The 20101-nt window shown below is 66.4% G+C and carries 21 protein-coding genes; 4 read left to right on the top strand and 17 right to left on the bottom strand.

All coding sequences use genetic code 11. From position 1 onward, the window contains the following. Positions 1-111 precede the first annotated feature (111 nt). From BUB20358_RS23235 to BUB20358_RS23225, 3 genes are all read left to right on the top strand, one after another. Positions 112-810: a fimbria/pilus chaperone family protein gene (locus tag BUB20358_RS23235; protein WP_081293640.1), complete on the top strand. Its 699-nt coding sequence runs from the start codon at positions 112-114 to the stop codon at positions 808-810. Between the two features lie 272 nt (positions 811-1082). Continuing rightward, positions 1083-3290: a fimbria/pilus outer membrane usher protein gene (locus BUB20358_RS23230; RefSeq protein ID WP_487246872.1), complete on the top strand. Its 2208-nt coding sequence runs from the start codon at positions 1083-1085 to the stop codon at positions 3288-3290. 38 nt (positions 3291-3328) lie between these two features. After that, on the top strand, positions 3329-3907 hold the full coding sequence (locus BUB20358_RS23225) for a DUF1120 domain-containing protein (protein WP_128567385.1): 579 nt from the start codon (positions 3329-3331) through the stop codon (positions 3905-3907). A gap of 6 nt (positions 3908-3913) precedes the next feature. Here BUB20358_RS23225 and flgJ read toward each other — a convergent pair whose 3' ends face one another. From flgJ to fliE, 17 genes are all read right to left on the bottom strand, one after another. After that, positions 3914-4405: a flagellar assembly peptidoglycan hydrolase FlgJ gene (gene flgJ / locus BUB20358_RS23220; RefSeq protein WP_094190719.1), complete on the bottom strand. Its 492-nt coding sequence runs from the start codon at positions 4403-4405 to the stop codon at positions 3914-3916. A gap of 271 nt (positions 4406-4676) precedes the next feature. Beyond that, positions 4677-5099: a flagellar protein FlgN gene (locus BUB20358_RS23215; RefSeq protein WP_006766962.1), complete on the bottom strand. Its 423-nt coding sequence runs from the start codon at positions 5097-5099 to the stop codon at positions 4677-4679. After that, positions 5096-5386 carry a flagellar biosynthesis anti-sigma factor FlgM gene (gene flgM, locus BUB20358_RS23210; protein WP_006766961.1) on the bottom strand — a complete coding sequence of 97 codons (291 nt, stop codon included), beginning with the start codon at positions 5384-5386 and terminating at the stop codon, positions 5096-5098. The genes BUB20358_RS23215 and flgM overlap by 4 nt, the downstream gene beginning before the upstream one ends. 186 nt (positions 5387-5572) lie before the next feature. Beyond that, complete coding sequence (locus tag BUB20358_RS23205) at positions 5573-6484, bottom strand: OmpA family protein (RefSeq protein ID WP_045552273.1); 912 nt, start codon at positions 6482-6484, stop codon at positions 5573-5575. After that, positions 6481-7353 carry a flagellar motor stator protein MotA gene (gene motA, locus BUB20358_RS23200; protein ID WP_006766959.1) on the bottom strand — a complete coding sequence of 291 codons (873 nt, stop codon included), beginning with the start codon at positions 7351-7353 and terminating at the stop codon, positions 6481-6483. Before motA ends, BUB20358_RS23205 begins: the two co-directional genes overlap by 4 nt. 25 nt (positions 7354-7378) lie before the next feature. Next, entirely contained in the window at positions 7379-8104 is a 726-nt protein-coding gene (locus tag BUB20358_RS23195; protein WP_006766958.1) for a FliA/WhiG family RNA polymerase sigma factor, read from the bottom strand. Positions 8105-8109: 5 nt separating this feature from the next. Further along, entirely contained in the window at positions 8110-8556 is a 447-nt protein-coding gene (locus BUB20358_RS23190; protein WP_006766957.1) for a flagellar basal body-associated FliL family protein, read from the bottom strand. Between the two features lie 31 nt (positions 8557-8587). Next, positions 8588-9595, bottom strand: coding sequence for a flagellar hook-length control protein FliK (locus BUB20358_RS23185; protein ID WP_158380449.1), 1008 nt, complete (start codon positions 9593-9595; stop codon positions 8588-8590). A 53-nt stretch (positions 9596-9648) separates the two neighbouring features. Further along, positions 9649-9900, bottom strand: a complete 252-nt coding sequence (locus BUB20358_RS23180) for a hypothetical protein (RefSeq protein WP_128567382.1) — start codon at positions 9898-9900, stop codon at positions 9649-9651. Between the two features lie 53 nt (positions 9901-9953). Further along, positions 9954-10346, bottom strand: coding sequence for a flagellar export chaperone FliS (fliS, locus tag BUB20358_RS23175; RefSeq protein WP_006766956.1), 393 nt, complete (start codon positions 10344-10346; stop codon positions 9954-9956). Further along, on the bottom strand, positions 10343-11692 hold the full coding sequence (gene fliD, locus BUB20358_RS23170) for a flagellar filament capping protein FliD (protein ID WP_035975065.1): 1350 nt from the start codon (positions 11690-11692) through the stop codon (positions 10343-10345). Before fliD ends, fliS begins: the two co-directional genes overlap by 4 nt. Positions 11693-11704: 12 nt before the next feature. Next, positions 11705-12166: a flagellar export protein FliJ gene (fliJ, locus tag BUB20358_RS23165; protein WP_006766955.1), complete on the bottom strand. Its 462-nt coding sequence runs from the start codon at positions 12164-12166 to the stop codon at positions 11705-11707. Beyond that, a complete protein-coding gene (gene fliI, locus BUB20358_RS23160) occupies positions 12163-13467 on the bottom strand; it encodes a flagellar protein export ATPase FliI (protein WP_035975063.1) in 1305 nt (434 codons plus the stop codon). The genes fliJ and fliI overlap by 4 nt, the downstream gene beginning before the upstream one ends. Beyond that, positions 13464-14135: a FliH/SctL family protein gene (locus tag BUB20358_RS23155; RefSeq protein ID WP_006766953.1), complete on the bottom strand. Its 672-nt coding sequence runs from the start codon at positions 14133-14135 to the stop codon at positions 13464-13466. The genes fliI and BUB20358_RS23155 overlap by 4 nt, the downstream gene beginning before the upstream one ends. Beyond that, a complete protein-coding gene (locus BUB20358_RS23150; protein WP_006766952.1) occupies positions 14135-15202 on the bottom strand; it encodes a FliG C-terminal domain-containing protein in 1068 nt (355 codons plus the stop codon). Before BUB20358_RS23150 ends, BUB20358_RS23155 begins: the two co-directional genes overlap by 1 nt. After that, positions 15195-16808: a flagellar basal-body MS-ring/collar protein FliF gene (fliF, locus tag BUB20358_RS23145; RefSeq protein WP_006766951.1), complete on the bottom strand. Its 1614-nt coding sequence runs from the start codon at positions 16806-16808 to the stop codon at positions 15195-15197. Before fliF ends, BUB20358_RS23150 begins: the two co-directional genes overlap by 8 nt. Before the next feature lie 13 nt (positions 16809-16821). Continuing rightward, positions 16822-17148: a flagellar hook-basal body complex protein FliE gene (fliE, locus tag BUB20358_RS23140; RefSeq protein WP_006766950.1), complete on the bottom strand. Its 327-nt coding sequence runs from the start codon at positions 17146-17148 to the stop codon at positions 16822-16824. A 571-nt stretch (positions 17149-17719) separates the two neighbouring features. Between fliE and BUB20358_RS23135 the strand changes: the two genes are divergently transcribed. Then, positions 17720-19711 (top strand): Kelch repeat-containing protein, encoded by a 1992-nt coding sequence (locus tag BUB20358_RS23135; protein WP_006766949.1) that lies wholly within the window; start codon positions 17720-17722, stop codon positions 19709-19711. The last annotated feature ends 390 nt before the right edge of the window (positions 19712-20101 follow it).

Here is a 20101-nt window from a genome sequence, read left to right as displayed (position 1 = left end):
ATACCGAGGAGCCGCGGCTCGAGTGCGACGCTCCGCACTCGGCCTTCGAACCGCAGGAAACGCAATCGCAACACAGCGCACGCCGTCGCACCGTCCGGACAGGAGCCTTGCATGAAACGCGTCGCCTCTCTTGCCATCAGCGTACTGCTCACGCCCGGCATGTTCGTCAGCCATGCCGTGGCCAGCGGAATGCAGCCCGAAACGTCCATCGTCGTGCTCGACGAAGCCGAAGGAGAAACCACGCTCAATGTTAAAAATACCGAAAGCAGGCCTGCATTGCTGCACGCATCGATCGAAGACATTCCGGAAGATCCCGAGCCGCTGGTCCTGCTGACTCCGCCCGTCGCCCGCGTCGAAGCTGGCGACACGCAACTGGTGCGCTTCGTCAGCGTGGCCGGGACGCCCGTTGCGACACAGCGCCTGAAACGGGTGTTGCTCGAAGGCATCCCGCAGCAGGAGGCCGGAAGCGCGAAGATCACCGTGACCGTGCGCCACAACCTGCCGCTGATCATTCATCCGAAGGGACTCGACAAGCATCGCAAGCCTTGGACGCTTCTGAAATGGACGCAGCACGGCGACACGCTGCGCGTGGCGAACGACAGCGCGTACGTCGTGCGACTCGCACAGAACGTAAGGCTGAATCCGTCGGCGCAGATGCTCGAGCTCCCGCGCCCGTACATCCTGCCCGGCGAAACCCTGTCGTTGACCGGCGCCGCGCCCGCTATCCAGTCCGTCACGCTGTTTCCTGCGACGGTATATGGCATCGCCGTCGACAGCTACGACGCTCCGCTGGTCACCGCGCGTCCTTGAGTTGCGCGTCTGTTGCGCCCGTCGCGCGGCCGCGCAAGGGCAGCCGCGATCGCGGCTCGGTTCACCGCCGATTGACGTGGATCGCCGCGCTGTCGGCAGCCGGCTTCGGCTTCGCTCCGGACTGCGCCGGTGCAGACGAAGCCGCGCCCGCTTCGATGCCGCGACGCGGACCGTCATTCGACGCGCGGCTGCTGCGTTCGCGCGGGATCGATCCGCACATCGCCGAATATCTAAGCGTCGCGCCACGCTTTCGTCCGGGCAAGCAGCGCGTCATGTTGATCGTGAACGGCAGGAAGGCCGGTCCCGTCGACGTGACGATCGATGCGAACGGCGAGCTGTGCTGGACCGCGGCGCTCCTCGAACACGCGTCGCTCGACGTTCGCGGCGACGTGCTCGCATCGGCGGACGGGCCGGAATGCGTGCCGTTCGTGAAAGAGTGGCCGCAGACGCGTGTCGTGCTCGCGCCAAACCGAAACGAGATTGCGCTGATCGTACCGACGGCCGCACTGCGCGTGCCGTCCGCACCGGCAGCGGCTGCGGCGGCCGGCGGCGTAGGCGGTGTGATGAACTACGACGTGATGAGCATGACGTCCCATACCGGCAGCCGGACCAGCCGGCACCTTTACGCAACGACCGAAGCCGGATTCAATGCCGACGACTGGATCGTCCGTAGCCGGCAGATGTACGTTTCGGCGGACGGCAGCAGCCGCTTCGAGCACTTGTACGCCTATGCGCAATGGACGCTTCCGGAACGACGCTCGACCATCCAGGCCGGCCAGATCAACATCGCCAGCCCGCTGTTCACGGGTGCGCCGATATCCGGCGTCCAGATCACGCCGGAGGCCGCGCTGACCGTTTCGGGGGGCGGGCCGACCGTCGAAGGCGTCGCACAATCCGACGCGCGCGTGATCGTTCGTCAGGGCGGCAGCGTCATCCATGCGACCCAGATACCGGCCGGCCCGTTTACGCTGACCGGACTGCCGATTCTGAATGCCCGGACCGATCTCGAAGTCACCGTCGCCGAGATCGACGGTTCGGAGTATCGCTTCGTCGTGCCGGCCGCATCGCTCGCAGGTGCCACGTCGACACCGACCGGATATTCGCTGGCAGTCGGTCGGCTGCGCCATCCGGACGCCGCCGGAGCGCGCACGCCGTGGGTCGCGACGGCGGCCGGCAACTGGGCTCGCGGACGGCACACGACCGTGACGGCCGGAGTGATGACGGCGGCCGACTATCACGCCGCGGGCTGGGGTATCGACATTCGGCCGTGGACCGCGACGATCGCAAGCGTGCGCCATACGGTGTCGAGCTCGCCACGCGCACGCGCACGCGGCTCGCAGGCCGTCATGAGCGTTCACGCGGCGCTTCCGTCACGCATCAACGCCGGCCTGTCCGCCACCGTCAGCACGCCGGGCTACCGCTCGCTGCTCGATAGCGCGACCGCAGACGCGTCGACGCCGCGCTATCAGAATCAATATTCCGCGTCGCTCGGCTGGTCGCATCCGGCGGTCGGCGGCCTCAACGTGTCGTATACGCTGTCGAAATCGTCGCGCCACCGGGCGGCGCGTCTTGTCGGATCGTGGACGAAGACGTTCCGGCGCGCAGCACTCAGCGCCCGTATCGAGACGACGACCGGCGGCACCCGCGACGCAGGCGCGGGCCGACGTACCGTATACGTGAGCGTCGGTATCCCATTGGACTCGCGTAGCGTGCGCTCGTCCGTCACGTATCGCGACGATCGGGCCGTTGCGAACACGTCGTTCGCGCATCGTGTGAACGAATACGCAAATTACCGGATCGCGATCGAACGCGGCCGGCACGGCGTCGATGCATCCGGCAACCTCGCCGTCACGCCGCGCTATGCGCAACTCGGCGTCGGTGCAACCCGCTACGGGCGCCGCGGCTCCAGCTACTCGGCGCAATTGCGCGGCGGGATCGCACTGCACGGCGGCGGCATCACCGCATCGCCGTATCCGATCCAGGATACGTTCGGCATCGCTTCGGCCGGCAACATCGGCGGGGTCAGGCTGCAGACGTCGTCCGGCCCGGTGTGGACCGACGCATTCGGACAAGCGGTGATTCCGTCGCTGCCGCCGTACCGTCGCAGCCGCGTCGAGCTCGATACGCGAACGCTGCCGCGCAACGTCGATATCGGCAACGGTGTCAGGACGATCGAGGCAGGCCGCGGGTCGGTCAATCGCGTGACGTTCGACGTCGTGCGAACACGGCGCGTCTGGCTGGAGGCCGCCACCGAAGACGGCCGGCCGCTGCCGAAAGGCGCGTCGGCGACCACCGAGGACGGCACGTTCGTGACGACCGTGGTCGGCGGCGGGCAGATCTTCCTGACCGACGCCGTACCGCACCAAACGCTGATCGTCCGCACGAGCGACGACAGCACGTGCACGCTGACGGTCGAGTTGCCCGACAAGGCCGACGACGACGCATTTTACGAACGGGCGCGCGCCGTGTGCCGCGGCTGATGCGGACGTGCCACTTTCACACAGGAAAATTCGTCAAGATGAGGAACAAACGACTGCGATTGCGCGGGCTTCATCCCATACATGGGCTGGCGGCACAGGTGCTGTTGTCGCTGCTGCCCGCCGCGTACGCGCAAGACTGCACCCTGAACCTCAGCGAGCCGCTGCTCGACTTCGGCGATCTGAACCGGGCGGAACTGCACCGCAGGACGCCCGACGGGCGATACGTACCGGCAGGCACGCGCAGCGCGTTGCTGACGGTACATTGCGAGCAGCCCGCGGAAATCGTGCTGCGCTTCGACGCTCAGCCGGCCGGCCGCCGGCGTTTTGCATGGACCGAGCACGGGAGCTACACGGTAGCGATGCGCGACGCCAGACTCGACGGCCATCCCGTACTTCTGGCCCGGATCGGCGCGACCGATACGGCCGCGCACGCGCCGGCCGCGACTGCGATGTTCGCGCCGGACGAGGCGATCGGCGCGATGTCGAAAGATCGCGTTGCGAAGGGTAGCGTTTTCACCGCGCACGTCGACGTCGAAGCGCAGATCGCACCGGAAGCGCTGCGCGTACGGGACGAAACGCCGCTCACCGGACACGGACAACTGCGCCGCGTCGAGTAAGCGCGCTCAACGGGGCGCGTCGCGAAGCCGCGCGACGACCTGGGCCAGCTTGGCCGCGTAGCGCGGGTCGGTCGCGTAACCACCCTGTATGAGACCGCGCGCGAACTTCGACGCGTCGTCGCCGTGACCGAGCGCACCGGCATACCGCCGGTTGTTTCCGATCAGGTCCACATAGTCTCTGAACGCACCGGCATAGTCGCGATAAGCGCGAAACCGCTCGACGGTCTTGATCTCCGCACCGTTGACGTACTCGGTCGTCGTGGAGTCGACGACGTCGCCGCGCCATGCGCCGGTCGCCTTGATACCGAACACGTTGTGCGACGTACGGCCGTCGGCATGCCGCAGCGGCCGCTGTCCCCATCCCGATTCAAGCGCTGCGTGAGCGACGACCAGATCGGGCGATGCCCCGAGCGCGGCCGCCGCGCGCTCGGCATGTGGAAGGATGTCGGCCACGAACGCACGCTGTCGTGCGTCGAGCGAGCCGGCCTGCGCGAGCATGTCGAGTGCCGCCTCGCCGGCACGGAGTGTGCCGCCGCCCGGGACGCCGATCTCGCCGCGATCGCGACGAACGTTGGACCACAGCGCCGGCGGCGCCGATACTGCTGCACGTCGTGCCGGTCCGAAGCCGTTTTTGACGGTCGCCTCGATATCGCGATGCAGACGCGCATACACGTTGCCGAAACTTTCACGGCTGCCGTGCGCCGTCGCGGGAATCGGAGGCCGATTCCCGACGGCGGGTTCGTTCACACGCGCGGGCCACAGAAACGGATCAGCGCGGAGCATAGGTGTGCGGCTCGCCTTTCAGCAGCGAATGCATCGCTTCGGATTGCATCGCCAGCAGGTTGCCATTGCGCGCCACACGTGCCTTGCAGGCCCGGATCAGCGCGTCGATCTCGCCGCAATGCTTGATCACCGACGCGCGCTGCAGTGCGCACTCGGCCCCCGGAAAAATCGTCTCCGCGAGTCGCGCGGCGCCGCCCGGCCCTGTCCCGACCCGCGCAACGCGAGCATCGCGCCGGGCCTCGAGCGAAGCGACTTCCGTGTCGATCGCCGCCGCGAGCGCGCGCAGCGCGTCGACGTCGAGCCGCAACGCAGCCTGAAACTGGTCGTCCAGCATTTTCTGCAATTCGCGATAGGCGGCGAGGTCCGCACGGAGGCCGTCCAGCAACGCCCGCTTGCGTGCCGGCGTCATCGTCCGCCCCTCCGGTGAAAGGCGCACACGTGCGTTGCGACCGCCGCTGCATCGAACGGGATCTCCCCCGCTTCCAGCGCTGCCTTGATTTTCGCTACGCGCTCGCTGTCGACATCGGCCGCTTCCTTCAGGCCCGCCCGACCGGCGGCCAGCGTCGGCACGTCCGATGTCGACGGCTGCCGCGCGGCAACAGGCGCGGGCGTGCTTGCACGTACGCTGCCGGTCTCCGCCGTGTCCGCCTTGTTGATCATCTCGATCGGTCTCGCCTCATTGGTAATACGCACCATATCTCTCTTCCTTACACGACTTCCGGCACTCTAAACCGACGGCCGAGCGTCCACTTCCATGAAACGACCTAAACGAGCGCGGGATTAAATGCCGAGCGACGAGCGGGGCCTTGCGATTTCGCCGGCCAAAAGCCGGCCCTTTCGGCAGCCCTGCCGTTGCGCCGGACAGACTCGACAGCCGCGATGCTAGTCATCGCGCCGTACGCCCGCCGACGCGACGTCGATTCCCGGCGCCCAAGGAGCGACTTGTGCCGGAGGGCCGAACATCGCGGCGAGCGTTCGCGCATATTGGGGCGTCGTCACCACGAATTCGATGCGCCGGTTGTGCGCCGCGCGCGAATCGCTCGACAACGGCGCACGATCTGCCATTCCGATCACCTGCAGCACGCGCCCGGGCGGCATCCCGCCGTCGACCAGTGCGCGCCGGGCCGACATCGCGCGATCCGCCGACAAATGCCAGTTCGAACGGCCGCCCAGCCCGTATTTGCGGTACGGGACCGAATCCGTGTGCCCGATCACGAGCAATGGACTGTCCGTCTGCGCAAACAGCGCTCCCATCTTGTCGAGCAACGGTCGAAACGGCGGTGCGGGCACCGCGCTGCCGCGCTCGAACACGCCCTGCGACTCGCTGTCGTGCAGCATCAGACGCAGGCCGAACGGCGTCATGACCGAACGCAGGTTGTCCTGCAGGCCTGCGTCGGCCCCCAGCCGATCGAACCGCGCGGCGAGCTGCGCCAGCCCGTCGTCCGCGTCCCACGTGACGGCACCGGTCGACGGGTCGATCGCGCGCGGCCCGATCGGCTCGTCCAGCGACGGCGCGGACCCTGTGCCATCGAACATGCCTGCGCCGCCGTCGTACATCGCCTGCTCGGACATCTCGATCAGCTTGATGCGCGTCTCTTCCTCGTCGCGTGCGGCCAGCACCCACAGCAGCAGGAACAGGCACATCAGCGCGAGACAGAAGTCCGCGAACGCCACTTTCCAGTTGCCGCCGTGATCGTGGTCGTGCGCACGCCGCGGCGCCCGCTTGACGATCGTGTCGCCGTCGGCATGACGCCCGCGCTTGGCGCCGCCGGTGGACTCGACGTTCGCAGTCATGCGCGCGCCCCGTCGAGATCCTTGATCCACGTCTCGAGCTGCGCGAAGCTCGGCTTGTTGATCAGCTGCACCAGTCGACGCCCCGCGTCGATCGCAAGCAGCGGCGGCTTGCCGGCCGCGTACGCGACCAGCACGACCTTCGCGCACTCGAAGTCCGACATCTCGGCCCGCACCAGCTGGCCGATCACGCTGGACAGCGGATCGAGCACGCCGTAGCAGAAAAAGATGCCGATGAAGGTGCCGATCATCGCGGCGCCGACCTGCTCCGCGAGCTCGCCCGCACTCGCGCCCGCGTTGATGCCGTTCATCGCCATCACGACGCCGAGCACGGCTGCGACGATCCCGAAGCCCGGCATCGCGTCCGAAATCTTCTTCATCGATCGCGACGGCTGCTCCAGATCTTCGTGAATCGCGACGAGCTCCTGCTCCAGTACGCCTTCGAGCTCATGTGCGCTGATTTTGCCGAGCGCCATCATCCGGAAATTGTCGACGATGAACGCCAGCAGCTTCGGCTCGGCCAGCACGAGCGGATAGCGGGTGAACAGCGAACTCTCGTGCGGCGCCTCGACGTGCTGATCCAGCGCTTTCAGATCGCGTCCGACTTCGAGCAGCTCGTACATCAGCAGCAACAGCTGCCGCTGAAACTCCGTGCCGGACGCGCGTTTTCGTCCCGTCACGACTTTTCGCACCTGCGACGCCATCTCGGACAGCACGTGCCGCGGGTTGCCGATGACGAGCGCGCCTGCCGCCGCGCCGACGATGATCAGCAGCTCCACCGGCTGCCACAGCTTCGCGACGTTCCCGCCCATGAAGATGAAGCCGCCGAGCACGCATGCCATCACGATCACGATGCCCACTATCTGCTGCATAGCGAATTCCTTGTCATCACGCGCATCACGACCGTTCGAGGTAGCCGCGCATTTTCTTCAGCGCGCCGCGATGCAGCTGGCAAATGCGCGCCGTCGTCAGGTTCAACACCGCGCCGATCTCCGGAAGCGTCAAATCGAACTCGTAATAGAGCTGGATCACGCGCTGCTCGCGCTCGTCGAGGACCAGCAGCGCCTGTTCGATCCCGCGCCGCGCCAGCACCTGGGCCTCGGGCCCCGCCTGCGCCTCCCCCGGCACGTCGCCGTGCGCGTTGATCAACTCGTCCAGGCTCATGAGTTCGTTCGCGCTGTCGTCGAGCATGATCCGGTCGTATTCGACGCCGTCGATGCCCAGCGCGGCGCAGATGTCGTCCTTGCCGGGTTCGCGACCGAGCTTGCTGCGCAACGCGCGCTCGCACGAGCGCAGCCGATGCGCGCCTTGCCGGGCGGTACGCGGACGCCAGTCCTGGCGGCGCAGTTCGTCGAGAACCGCGCCGCGGATGCGCACGACCGCGTAGTTCGCAAACGCGTCGTCGGGCTCGCCATAGCGACGCAGTGCCTCGAGCAGCCCCATGATGCCGATCTGCTCGAGATCGTCGCGGTCGATGCCGGCTGCGCCGTGACCGGCGAGCTTGCCGACGACTCGCTTGACGAGCGGTGCGTATTCGGCGATCCAGTGCGCCTCGCCGCGGGGCAGCATGCCGTTGCACGCACGCTGCACGTTTTCATATTCGGTAAAAGTAATCGATGTCATCCGCTTCAATCCACCATGACCTTCGCGACCAGCACGTCGGTAAACGGCCGGGCTTCCTCGGTGCCGAACGCAGCCGCAAACGCACCGTTCAGCCGGTCCGACATATCGGTCGGCCTCATTCGCAGTACGTCCGCCGCCGAGTATTCGGACAGCGCCTGATACGACAGCGCCCGCAACAACGGCAACTGTTCGCGTACGCGCTTTTCCGATTTCTCGGTCGCTGCCGTAAACACCAGATCGATCGACATGTAGCGCGGTCGCGCCGCGCCGTCGGCCTTCAGCATGACGACCAGCTTGTCGAGCGACACGTAACGCGCCGTATCGACGTCGGCCGCCGCCTTGGGCGCGGCGGTGCCGCCGAACTGCCCTCCCGTCAGCAGCACGGCTGCGCCCGCACCGCCCAGCGCCAATACCGCAACGCCGATCGCTATCCACTTCCCACTCGGTTTCATGCTCGTTTCCTGTTTCGCATCGGCTTCACCGTCAAGCCGGTTCGAACGTTCCGGTATCGCCCTCGAATGCGAGTGCGCTGCCGGGCTTCTTTTCCCGATCCGGTGCCGGATCGTCGCGTCGCGGCCGGCCGTCGCCGGCTTCGTGGTCGCCGCGCCTCGACACCTGCACCGAGACGTCGTGAAACTGGCGCGTGCCGAGCTCGTGCCGCAAGCTGTCGCTGATCGCCTGCAGCTGCCGCACCACGTCCGCATCGGCCGCCGACATATGGACGCTGATCGCGCCGCGGTCGTGTCGCAGCTCGATCGTCACGTGTCCGTTGCCGTACGAATCGAGTTGAACGCTCGCATGCTGGACGCGCTGCGACGCCTGAACGGCGATGCGCTCGGCCAACGCCGCCACGACGCGCGATCGCTCGTCCGGCGCAGCCGCAGCTGCGGCGTCGGGCTGCGTCGGCACCGCGGCGGCCTGCACGATCGCCTTCAATGCCGCCGCGTTATCGGGAACCGGTACCCACTCTTGCAGCGGCAGCGCCGACGTCGACTTGCCGTCGCCGCTGTCGACAACCGGCAATCGCGTCACGGCCGGCGCCGTCGACCGAATGTCGTCGGCGCCGGGTACGTGTGCGAAGCCGGTGAGATCGGCGAACGGTCTCGCTTCACGGGCGGCCATCTGCACGCGCAGGACCGCCGCCGGCAGAGCCGGCACCGCGCCCGCGAGAGCGGGCTGCCATACGCCGTCCGCCGCGATGACGACCGCGTCGATCGGCGGCCGGCCGGCCACGTCTGGAGCGGCGATACGCCGGGCGCCCGTATCGCGCCCCGCGTCGATGCCGTCCGGCGGCTGGACCGCGGGAAACGCGACGAAACACGGGACCGCGATACCTTCGACAGCCGTATCGGCGACGGCGAGATCGGGCACACCGGCCGTCACGCTTGCCCCGTCGTCGTCGCACGGCATGTCGTCGATCGTCCGTGCGATGGTCGACAGCCACGCCGCAGCGGATTCCGTCGAGCCGGCTGCCCCATGTTCAGCAAGCACGACGACGTCCGGCCTCGACAATGCGATGGCGTCACCTGTCAGCATCGACGTCATCACGCGTCGAGCTCGCCGTTCTGACGCGCATACGCGCGGCACCCCGCGCGCCGTTCGCTGACGCGCGTCATCTCGCGGGTCAAGGCCCGCAGCTCGTCCTCCAGCATCTTCGTCGCCTCCCGATGCGAGGCAGCCAGCAGCATGAGTGCGCTGCATGCGGCGCGATCGAGCTTTTTTCCGGCAAGCTCCGTCGCAACCAGATGTGCCTCGCGATCGATCATCGCGAGCGAATCGAAGTCGCGCGCGATCATCGCCTTACGGACGCGAACCGCCAGATCGTTGATGTATCGTGTTACCTGCATGTCTACCGTCCGTGTTGTTGATCGATTTGCGCCCACGCGTCGCGAAGCGTCGTCACCAGCGATGCGACTTCGTCGACGAGCGCCGTGTCGAGCGTGAGGCCCGCCTCGTTGAGACGACGCACGCAGTACTCGTACAGCCCGGTCAGACGCCCGACGATTTCGACTTTCGCATCGTGATCGAGCATGCTCGTCAGCCCGGCGAACATCGCGATGCATTTCGCGATGCCGTTTCCCTTCTGCTCGTAGCGCCCCGCGTCGATATGCGCGCGAACCCGGACGAGCTCGTCGAGCAGACCGTTCATCAAGACAACCACCAGCTGTGCCGGCGATGCGCCGGCCGTCTGCCCGTCGCGATGCGACGCGCAGTAGTTCTCGTACCCCTGTTGATGAATCACTTCCTTTCTCCGAAGGTCGGCAGACTGTCGAGCAGCGCCAGCGTGACCTGCATCTGCTTCTGCATCTGCTCGACTCGACTGAACTTCTCCAGGTACCGCTCGTAGACCTGACTGTATTGCGTCTCCAGCGCCGCTTCCTTTTTGTTCAACGAAGTTTCAACAGCCTGATTCGACTCCTGACGACGCTTGATATGACCGTCCGTCGGCGATGTCCACGTCTTCAGATAGGCGTCCATCCGCGACGGAATGCTGTCGGTTCCGCCACCGAGCAACGCGTTCAACGCCTCCGGGTTCTTGCCGACCGCCGCCTCGAAACGATCGGCGTCGAGCGACAGCTTTCCGTTGCGATCCACTTCGAAACCGAACGCCATCAGCCGCTGACCGCCCGCGTCGCCGCGCAGCAGCTCGACGAGCTGCTGCTTCAGCGACCGTACCCCGGCGTCGCCGGAAAACGGCCCTGCAACCTTGTCCTCTCCGCCGCTCGCGGACAGCTCGCCGAGAAGCGTCATCACTTCGTTATACGAGTCGACGAATGCCTGAGCCGCCTCCTTCGTCGCGGCGGCGTCCGTCTCGACCTTCAACCGGACCGGAACGTCGCTTGCACGCGAGAACGTCACCGACACGCCGTCGATGCCGTCGAACGTATTCGACGACTGCTTGATCCGCATTCCGTCCTTGCCGCCCAGATAGAACACCGCATCGCGCGCTTCGGCCAATTCGGTCGGCGGCTGCTCGAGTGCGGCACGCAGCTCCGCGCTGCCGGCCTTCGATGCGTCCACCGTGATCCGGCTCCCTTCGCCGCTTTGCCCGGCCGTGAGAACAAGCTGCTGCTTGCCGTCGACATTGATGATCGATGCGGTCACCTTGCCGCCGTTTCCGTCCGCCTGGTTGATCGCGCGCGCGAGTTCGGCCGGCGTCACGTCGCCGTTCTCGTCCACGTTCGCGGACGCAAGATCGACGTCGAACGCGGTCCCGTCCCCGAGCGAAATCGTCATCGATCCCGCGTCTTCCGCCGCAAAGGGCGGCACCTTCGCATACGCGACCTGATGCGCGGACGCGAGCGTGTCGACCACGAACGTATAACTACCCGGCTGTGCGCCCTTGCCGACCGTCACCGTACCCATCCCCGCATCCGACATCGACGCGGCGAACCGGACCGCCGCGCCCTGCCCCTTGATCTCGGAGATCGACGTCTGGAACGACGACATCGCGCTTTGCAATTTCGACAATGCCGACTTCACGGCACTGTTGTTCGCCTTCTGCAGCTTCAGCAGCTCCCGCGACTGAAGCATGTACAGGTCCGCGAACGCCTGCGCGTTTTCCGCAGGCACTCCGATACTGAACATGACAAATTCCCGTTATCCATCGTGAAAGGAACGACCTCCGTCCGTGCGTTGCCGCAGCCACGCCTGGGTCGCCAGTTCGTCTTCGCGCTTTCGCGAGCGTGCGTCGCGCGCATGCGCCATTTCGCCGCGGCGTCGCTCGAGCACGGCGGTCAGGCTGCGATGACGGCGCATCGCTTCCACGAGCGCCGTCCTGCTGTCCGTCATCGCGCGCTCATGCACAGCCAGCTGGTCCGCCTGCCGGTGAATGGTGTCCAGCAACAGCGCCTTGTAGTCGCCGCCGTTGGCGGCAAGCGCCGGATGCCCGCGTCGAACCTCGGGCAACTCGTCGGCAAGCGACTGCAGCTGCGCGAGCGTCGCGCGGTGACGCCGATGCTCGGTCTGCCGCTCCGCGAACGCAGCCCCCAGCCGATCGACGTCGCGCTTGCGCAGCTCGGCCAGCCGCGCGAGGCTTCCCACCGCACGCTCGATGCTCATTCGAGCAACGCCAGCATCTGCGCGACCGTGTCGTCGTACGGCGCCGCGTCGCCTTGCGCCTGCGACAGGAACGCCGCGATGCGCGGATGCAACTCGACCGCGCGGTCCGTCGCGGGATCGGCGCCCGCGACGTAGCCGCCGAGCGGAATCAGGTCGCGCACCTGCACGTGGCGCGACAGGAGGTCCTTCAGCTCGCTCGCGGCCGCGCACTGCGCGCTCGATGCAACGAGCGACATGCATCGGCTCACCGAGCGCGTCACGTCGATCGCCGGATAATGCCCCTGCGCGGCAAGTTCGCGCGACAGCATGATGTGGCCGTCCAGAATCGCGCGAGCCGTATCGACGACCGGATCCTGCTCGTCGTCGCCTTCCGCGAGCACCGTATAGATCGCACTCATCGAACCGCTGCCTTCGCCGTTGCCCGCCCGCTCGACGAGCGCAGGCAGCATCCCGAACACCGAAGGCGGATAGCCCTTGGTGGCCGGCGGCTCGCCGAGCGCGAGGGCCAGCTCGCGCTGCGCCATCGCGTAGCGCGTCAACGAATCGACGAGCAGCAGCACGTTGTCGCCGCGATCGCGAAAATGCGCGGCGATCGCGTGACACAGTTCAGTGGCCATCAGCCGCATCAGCGGCGATTCGTCGGCCGGCGCGACGACGACGATCGCCTTTCGCATCCCGTCCGGCCCGAGCGCATGTTCGACGAATTCGCGTACCTCGCGGCCGCGCTCGCCTATCAACCCGACGACGACGACGTCCGCCGCGGTCTGTCGGGTGATCATCCCGAGCAGCACGCTCTTGCCGACGCCGCTTCCCGCGAACAGTCCGACGCGCTGGCCGCGTCCGATCGTCAGCATGCCGTTGATCGCGCGCACGCCGACGTCGAGCACGCCCGCGACCGGGCGCTTCTTCATCGGATTGATCCTCGGCGGGCGCAGGTCGAGCGGCGCATCGCCGGTCAGCGGACCGCCGCCGTCGAACGGCTCGCCCATCCCGTCCACGATGCGGCCGCGCCACGCAGCGCCGATCGTCAGTTGCCGACCGGCACCGGCCGGCATCACGCGGGCGCCGGCGAACAGGCCGGCCGGCGCGCGAAACGGCATCAGCTGCGTCACGTCGTCGCGAAAGCCGACGACGCGCGCGTCGATCCACTCGCCGGAAGCCGTCTCGATTCGCGCGTTCGCGCCGGTCTCGAACGGATAGCCCGTCGCCTGCAGCAGGATTCCCGATACGCCGATGAGCCGTCCGACCTGCGTCGCGACGGGCAAATGATCGAAGTCGATATTTCGCAGCGTGTCGTTCATCGATCCCCCCCTTCGTCGGCTGCGCGCTGCGCAGCACCGACATGTTCGGCAATCCGTTCGAGACAGGCCGCAAGACGCTGGCCGCAACCGGCATCGACTTCCCGCGCGCCGACCTTGACCCGGCATTCACCCGACGCCAGGCGCGCATCGGGCGCCAGGTTCCAGCGCTGCGCCAGTTCCGGCGCAGCGGCTTCGATGCGGGCGAAGTCGGCCTCGCTCACGCGCACTTCCGGTGTGTCGGATGCCTGCGGTGACGACGCGAGCGCTTCGTCGACGAACGCGAGAATCTGCTCGGGCCGCATCTCGAGTTCGACGCGGATCACCTGGCGCGCGACCTTTTCGACGAGCGCGACCAATTCGTCGCGCATTGCACCGCGCTCCGCACGTGCAAGCGCGTCGAAGCCGGCGACCAATGCGTCGAGCGGTTCGGCGAGCGCATCGAGTGCGGCCTGCGCATCGTCCCGCGCGAGCTGCGCGCCTTCGTTGCGGCCCGCCGCCATTCCCGCCGCGTAACCGTCGTCGTAACCGGCCTGCCGCGCGTCGTCCAACTGCGCGATCGACGGCGAGTCGTCGAGTCCAGGCAGCGGCGCATCGCCGCGGTTTCCGTCGTCGCGTGTCGTGCGAAAGCGCGTCAGCGAAGGAAACGCGTACTTCCGATAGCTGCGCATCAAACCACTTCCTCCGCGATCAGCTGCAAGTCGATCTCACCTTCCTCAGCGAGCGAGCGCACCTGCTCCATGATCGCGCGGCGCGCGGCATCCACCCGGCTGAGCGGCACCGGGCCGGTGCGGTTCAGCAGATCCTCGAACGCAGTGACGGAGCGACGCGGCATCGAGCGCAACAGCGCATCGCGCAATTCCGGCGCCGCTCCCTTCAGCGCGACCGCCCACTCGTTCATCTCGATCCGGTCGAGCAGCACGGCGATCGTCGCGTCGCTCTGACGCGCGAGAATCGCGAAGTCGTAGATTCGCTCTTCGACCGCGGACATGATTTCCGGGTCCGATTCGCGCATCACCGCGACGAGCCTGCTCCGGTCGCCCGGCATCCGGTTGATCAGTTCTGCCGCTTGCCGCGCGCCTTCTACTACCGTGCTCTGCGTACCGAGGTCGTCGATCAGCGCATCGACCACGGCTTCCAGGTCGCCCAGCAGTGCGTGATCGATCTCTTTCAGCCTTGCGATATCGAGCAGGACCGTCTCGCGGCGCGCGGCCGGCATCGCCGCGATCACCTCGCTACCCTGCTCCGGCGGCAGGAACGCGACGAACATCGCCTGCATCCGCACATGCTCCATCGCGAGCCGGTCCGCGATCCAGCGCGGTTGCGCCCATTGCAGACGCGTCATCTTCGGACCGATTACATCGCCGTAAATCCGGCTCAGCACGCTGTTCGCGATCGGGCCGCCGAGCGCGACGTCGAGCGAGCGCTGTAAAAATGCACGCGACGCGCCGCTCACCCGGCTTTGCGCGCGGAACGCATCGAAGAACTGCTCGATCGTCTCGCGCACCGCGTCGATCTTCATCCCGCGCATTCTCGCCATCACGAGCGTCACGTCGAGCAGCTCCTCGCGCGACAGGCAGCGCAGCACCGCACCGGCCGCTTCCTCGCCCATGCTGAGCAGGATCAGCGCGGCGCGCTCCACGTCGGTCAACGGCGCGCTTTGCGTGGCGCGCTGCGCCGCTTCACGCGCGGCACCCGACCGAACCTCGGTCGTCATGGTTTCGTTGGCGTTACTCATGTTTGCGAATCCAGGGTTTGATGACTTCGGCAACGCGCTCAGGCGCGTCGTGGGCCAGATTTTTCAGGTGATCGGCCAGGACATCGACGTCCGAGCCGACTGGCGGCAGCGTCGCATCCTCGGGCAGCATCGCCGCTCGCAAGCCGTTTCCTGAGCCCGGCGCCGGCTCGTCGGCGGGCTGCTGCGCGTCGGTCGCGACGGGCGGCACCGGTTCGCGACCCGCGACCCATTCGCGCAGAATCTTGATCAGCGGACGGAGCACGAACAGGAAGATCGACAATGCGGCGACCGCGTAACCGCCCCACGTCGCCATCGACACGATGTTGTCCGGCTGCTTCCACCACGGCAGCGTTTCAACGGCGGGCGGTGCGCGGAAATCCAGCGCCGACACGACCAGTGCGTCATCCCGCGCGCCGTCGATGCCGAGGCCGTTTCGCAGCACTGCATCGATGCGTTCGATCTGTTCCGGCGTCCACGCCTTCGCGCCGCCGGGTGCCGCCGCGTTGTTGATCACGACCGCCACGTTCAGACGCTTCAGGCGCGCAGGGCTGCGCTTGATCTTCACGACGTTGCGGTCGTATGCGAATTGCCGCGTCTGCGCGTTGCGACCGCTTTGTTGAGCATCCGCCGTCTGGCTGGCTGCGGGCGGCGCAATCGGACGATTCGAAAGCGAGCCCGGCACGCCGACCGCGGCCTGCGCGCCGTCGCGCTCGTCGCGCGTCGCCTCCTGCATCACCTTCGGCGTGTCGCCGTATCGCTCGCGCGTTTCCTCGACGCGGTCATGATCGATCTCCGCCGTCACGCTCGCTCGGAAATTGCCGTCGCCCAGCGTCGGCAGCAGCAGTTCGCGGATGTTGCGCAGCGTTTCCTCCCGGATGCGCGCGCCGAACTCGCCGTCGGTCGCGGCGGCCGAATCGGGATCGATCAGCGCGGACAAGTGATTGCCAGCCTGGTCGACGACCGTGACGCGTGACGGATCGAGATTCGCTACGCTGCCGGCCACGAGCGCAACGATCGCGGAGATCTGGTCCTTCTTCAGCGTCCGCCCCTGCTTGAGCGTCAGCACGACCGACGCCGAGCTCTTGTCGCCGTCCGCGAGAATGAACGACGACGACTTCGCGACTGACAGGTGCACGCGTGCGGATTCGACCGGCTCGACGCTGACGATGCTGCGAACCAGCTCGCCTTCGAGGCCTCGCCTGAAGCGCACGTCCTGCACGAACTGGCTGACGCCGAGCGGATCGCTCTTGTCCACCTGATCGAGTCCGGCGGGCAGCTTTGCGACCACGCCTTTCGCGGCGAGCAGCATGCGCGTCGCGCCGAGCTGCGATTCCGGCACCAGCACCTGACCGCTTTCCGGGTGGATTCGATACGGAATGCCTTCCGTCTCGAGAACGGTCATCATGTCGGCGGCGCTGATGGATTCCTGCGACCCGAACAGCGGCTTGAAGCGTGTATCGCGATGATGCATGACCATCATCGCCAGCGCGGTCACGCAGATCGCCAGCACCACCAGCGGCATCAGCTTCATCAGCGACGCGGACGACGGCAGCCGCATCCCGGACGGCATCGCGCGGGACAGCGCGGCTTTGACTTGATTGAGCACGGTGTTCGCTCCGTCAGACCGGCATCTTGATCACGTCGTCGAACGCGCTCATCACCTTGTTGCGGACCTGAACCATCATCGAGAACGACAGGTCGGCCTGCTGACTCTCCAGCACTGCGCTCACGAGATCGTCGCTATCGCCGCGATCGACGGCGGCCAGCTTGTCGCTCGCCGTGCGCTGTTGTGCGTCAACCTGTTCGATCGCGTGTTTCATTGCATCGGCGAAGCCGCCAGCGTGCGCGTCCGCCGTATCGGCCGGGTGCCCTGCTACCGCGCCGACGTCGGGCTGGCCGCTCTGAATCGATTCGAGCATTGCGCTCGTCAGTGCAATATCCATCACAGCTCCATCTGGACTTAATCGAGAGCCGGATTGTGTCGTTATCAGACGGGGGTAACGACAATGCTGAACAGAAATTGAACTGTCGCGACGAACCCGTCCTGCTTGCCGGTGCGAGCGCCGTCGTGTCGACGTGCGAAGGCCCTCGAAGCGCGAATCGATAAAACGGTCGCCGCGCTGCGGAGCCACGCCGTTCGAACGCCGGACATCGCATCGCGACGTCGTCACGGCACTGGACGGGCATGGTGGCGACAAAAGAATTCATGAGGCCGCGCGGCCGCCCGGATGTACGGTGCCGCTCGAGTGCTGCACGGACCACGAGCGGTCGTTTCAGCGACGACCGAGGCGCGGCCGCGCGCGGCGCGCTTCAGCCTCTCGGCGACGGCTGGCCGGTGAACCTGACGGCAGATCCGCCGCTCCGGTTCTTGTTCTTGATATGCGTGCGTGTTCGCCAGCATGGTGGGCTTGATCGAGAAAGCGCTGTAGCACGAAGCAACTTTCTTCGATCGTCATCCGCTTGCTCTGCTCTTGCCCGCGCCCCACACACCAATTTCACCGATAGCACTGCAAACCGGTGAAGCAACTTTCCACGGATTCTTCTTCGATGCTTTCGACATTGAAACATTGTTATGACGCGCGACTGATGAAAGTCGCGCTGCCGCTTCTGATGCTGCTCGTCGTATCGCTCACCGCAGCATGCGGCGGAGGCGGCAGCGGCGGCACCCATCCCGCCGTCGGCGCGCCAGCGGGTCTCAGCTACAGCGACTCGGCCGTCGTCTATACCGTCGGCTCCGCCATTCCGCCGAACCTGCCTTCCAGCAGCGGCGGCACCATCGCCCAATACAGCGTTTCACCCGCATTGCCTGCGGGCCTCGCGCTCGATCCCGTCACCGGCGTCATCTCCGGCACGCCCACAGCCGTTGCCCACGCAACCATCTATACGGTCACCGGCCGCAACGCCGCGGGCAGTGCCGCCGCGCGCGTGCAGATCGAGGTCAAGCATCGTGCGATTGCGCCCGACTCGCTCGCCTATCCGGACAACCCGGTCGTCTATACGACCGGCGTCGCGATTCATCCGAACGTGCCCGTCGTGTCCGGCGGCGCCATCACCGGCTTTGCCGTGTCGCCTGCGTTGCCGGCCGGGCTCGCACTGAACCCGCAGACCGGCGCGATCGGCGGCACGCCCACGGCCGTCACCGCACCTGCCGACTACACCGTGACCGGCTCCAATAGCGCGGGCAGTATCTCCACCGTCGTCAACATCGAGGTTCGAAACGCGCTCGTGCCCCCCGCAAGCTTGACCTACGACGACCCCGATGCGGTGTACCCGAGCGGACAGCCCATCGCGCAAAACACGCCGCATGCGAGCGGCGGCGACGTCGATGTGTATACCGTCACGCCCGCGTTGCCCGACGGACTGTCCATCGATGCGTCCACCGGCATCATCAGCGGGCTGCCGACTCGCGTGCAGCCGCGCACCGTTTATACGGTCACCGGGAGCAACGGTGCTGGAAATGTCTCTGCACAAATCGCCATTACCGTTTCGCAGGGAATACAGAAGTGGGTGCCGGTCGACAGTATGAGCGAGCCCCGCAGTCGCCCTATCGCCACACTGCTGCCCGACGGCACCGTGCTCGTCGCAGGCGGGCAAGGACTAGTGGGCACGGTCGGTAGCGCGGAGCTGTACCAGCCTGACACGAAGACGTGGGAAAACGTCGCCAGCATGAACACGCCTCGCCGCGGCCACAGCGCGGTACTGTTGCACGACGGCACCGTGCTCGTCATGGGGGGCTCCCGCAATGGTGTCATGGGTGACATTAGCAGCGCCGAGCTGTACCACCCCGACACCAAGACGTGGGAGACCGTCGCAAATATGGGTACGGCTCGCGCTTACCACACCGCCACGCTGCTGCCCGACGGCACCGTGCTCGTCACGGGAGGCTACAGCCATAGCAACGGCCAGTTCAGCAGCGCCTTTCTCTACCACCCGGACACCAAGACCTGGGAAACCATCGCCAGCATGAGTAGGGCTCGCGATCGCCACACTGCCACGCTGCTGCCAGACGGCACCGTGCTCGTTGCAGGGGGCTACGCTGGCAACGGGTACGTCAACAGCGCCGAACTGTACCACCCGGACACGAAGACCTGGGAGACCGTCGGCAGCATGAGTACGGCTCGCCAATATCACACCGCCACGCTGTTGCCTGACGGCACGGTGCTCATCGCGGGCGGCCGCGACGGTCGAAGCCTCAGCGGCGCGGAGCTGTATCGTCCGTCCACCAAGAGCTGGGAGACCGTCGACAGCATGAACATGGAGCGCGAGAACCATACCGCCCAACTGCTGCCCGACGGCACCGTGCTCGTCGCGGGGGGCCGTTCCGATACACAGGATGCCCTCAGCAGCGCTGAGCTGTACCACCCTGACACGAAGACGTGGAAGACCGTCGCGAACATGAGCGCGAATCGCGATTCCCCGGTAGCCACGCTGCTGCCCGACAGCACCGTGCTGTTCATGGGGGGTATCGATTGGTCTCCGCTCGGCAGCGCCGAGCTATACGTGCCATGAGCGGCCTCAATCTCGCACGCCGCATTGCGTAGTCGATCGACAGGCCGGCAAGTCGTCCGCGCCGGCTCGCCCCGCACGCGAAAAATTGAGGCGCGCAAGCCCTTGCGGTTCCATCTTCGATTTGACTTTCATTTGGTTCGTGCATACTTTGCGCTGATGGCGAGGTTCGATCGGGGATCTGCTGCATTGCAAAATAGCGCTCTCCTTTAATCGCCCGTGGTTGTCGTGCCCTGCCTGCGCCGGCGCTCGAATCTTGAAAGCACTTAAAGTCGACGGCCGCTATTTTCGCGCACCTCCACATTTGAAGATTGTCGCTAGTGTCCCGTTCCGTTGTTAACTGATCTATGTTCACGTAGCATGTTGACGTCAACGGAACGGGAGACATCAGCA

Source organism: Burkholderia dolosa, from assembly GCF_902499135.1.
GTDB classification, from domain to species: Bacteria; Pseudomonadota; Gammaproteobacteria; order Burkholderiales; family Burkholderiaceae; genus Burkholderia; species Burkholderia dolosa.
This window is presented reverse-complemented; position numbering and strand designations above follow the sequence as displayed.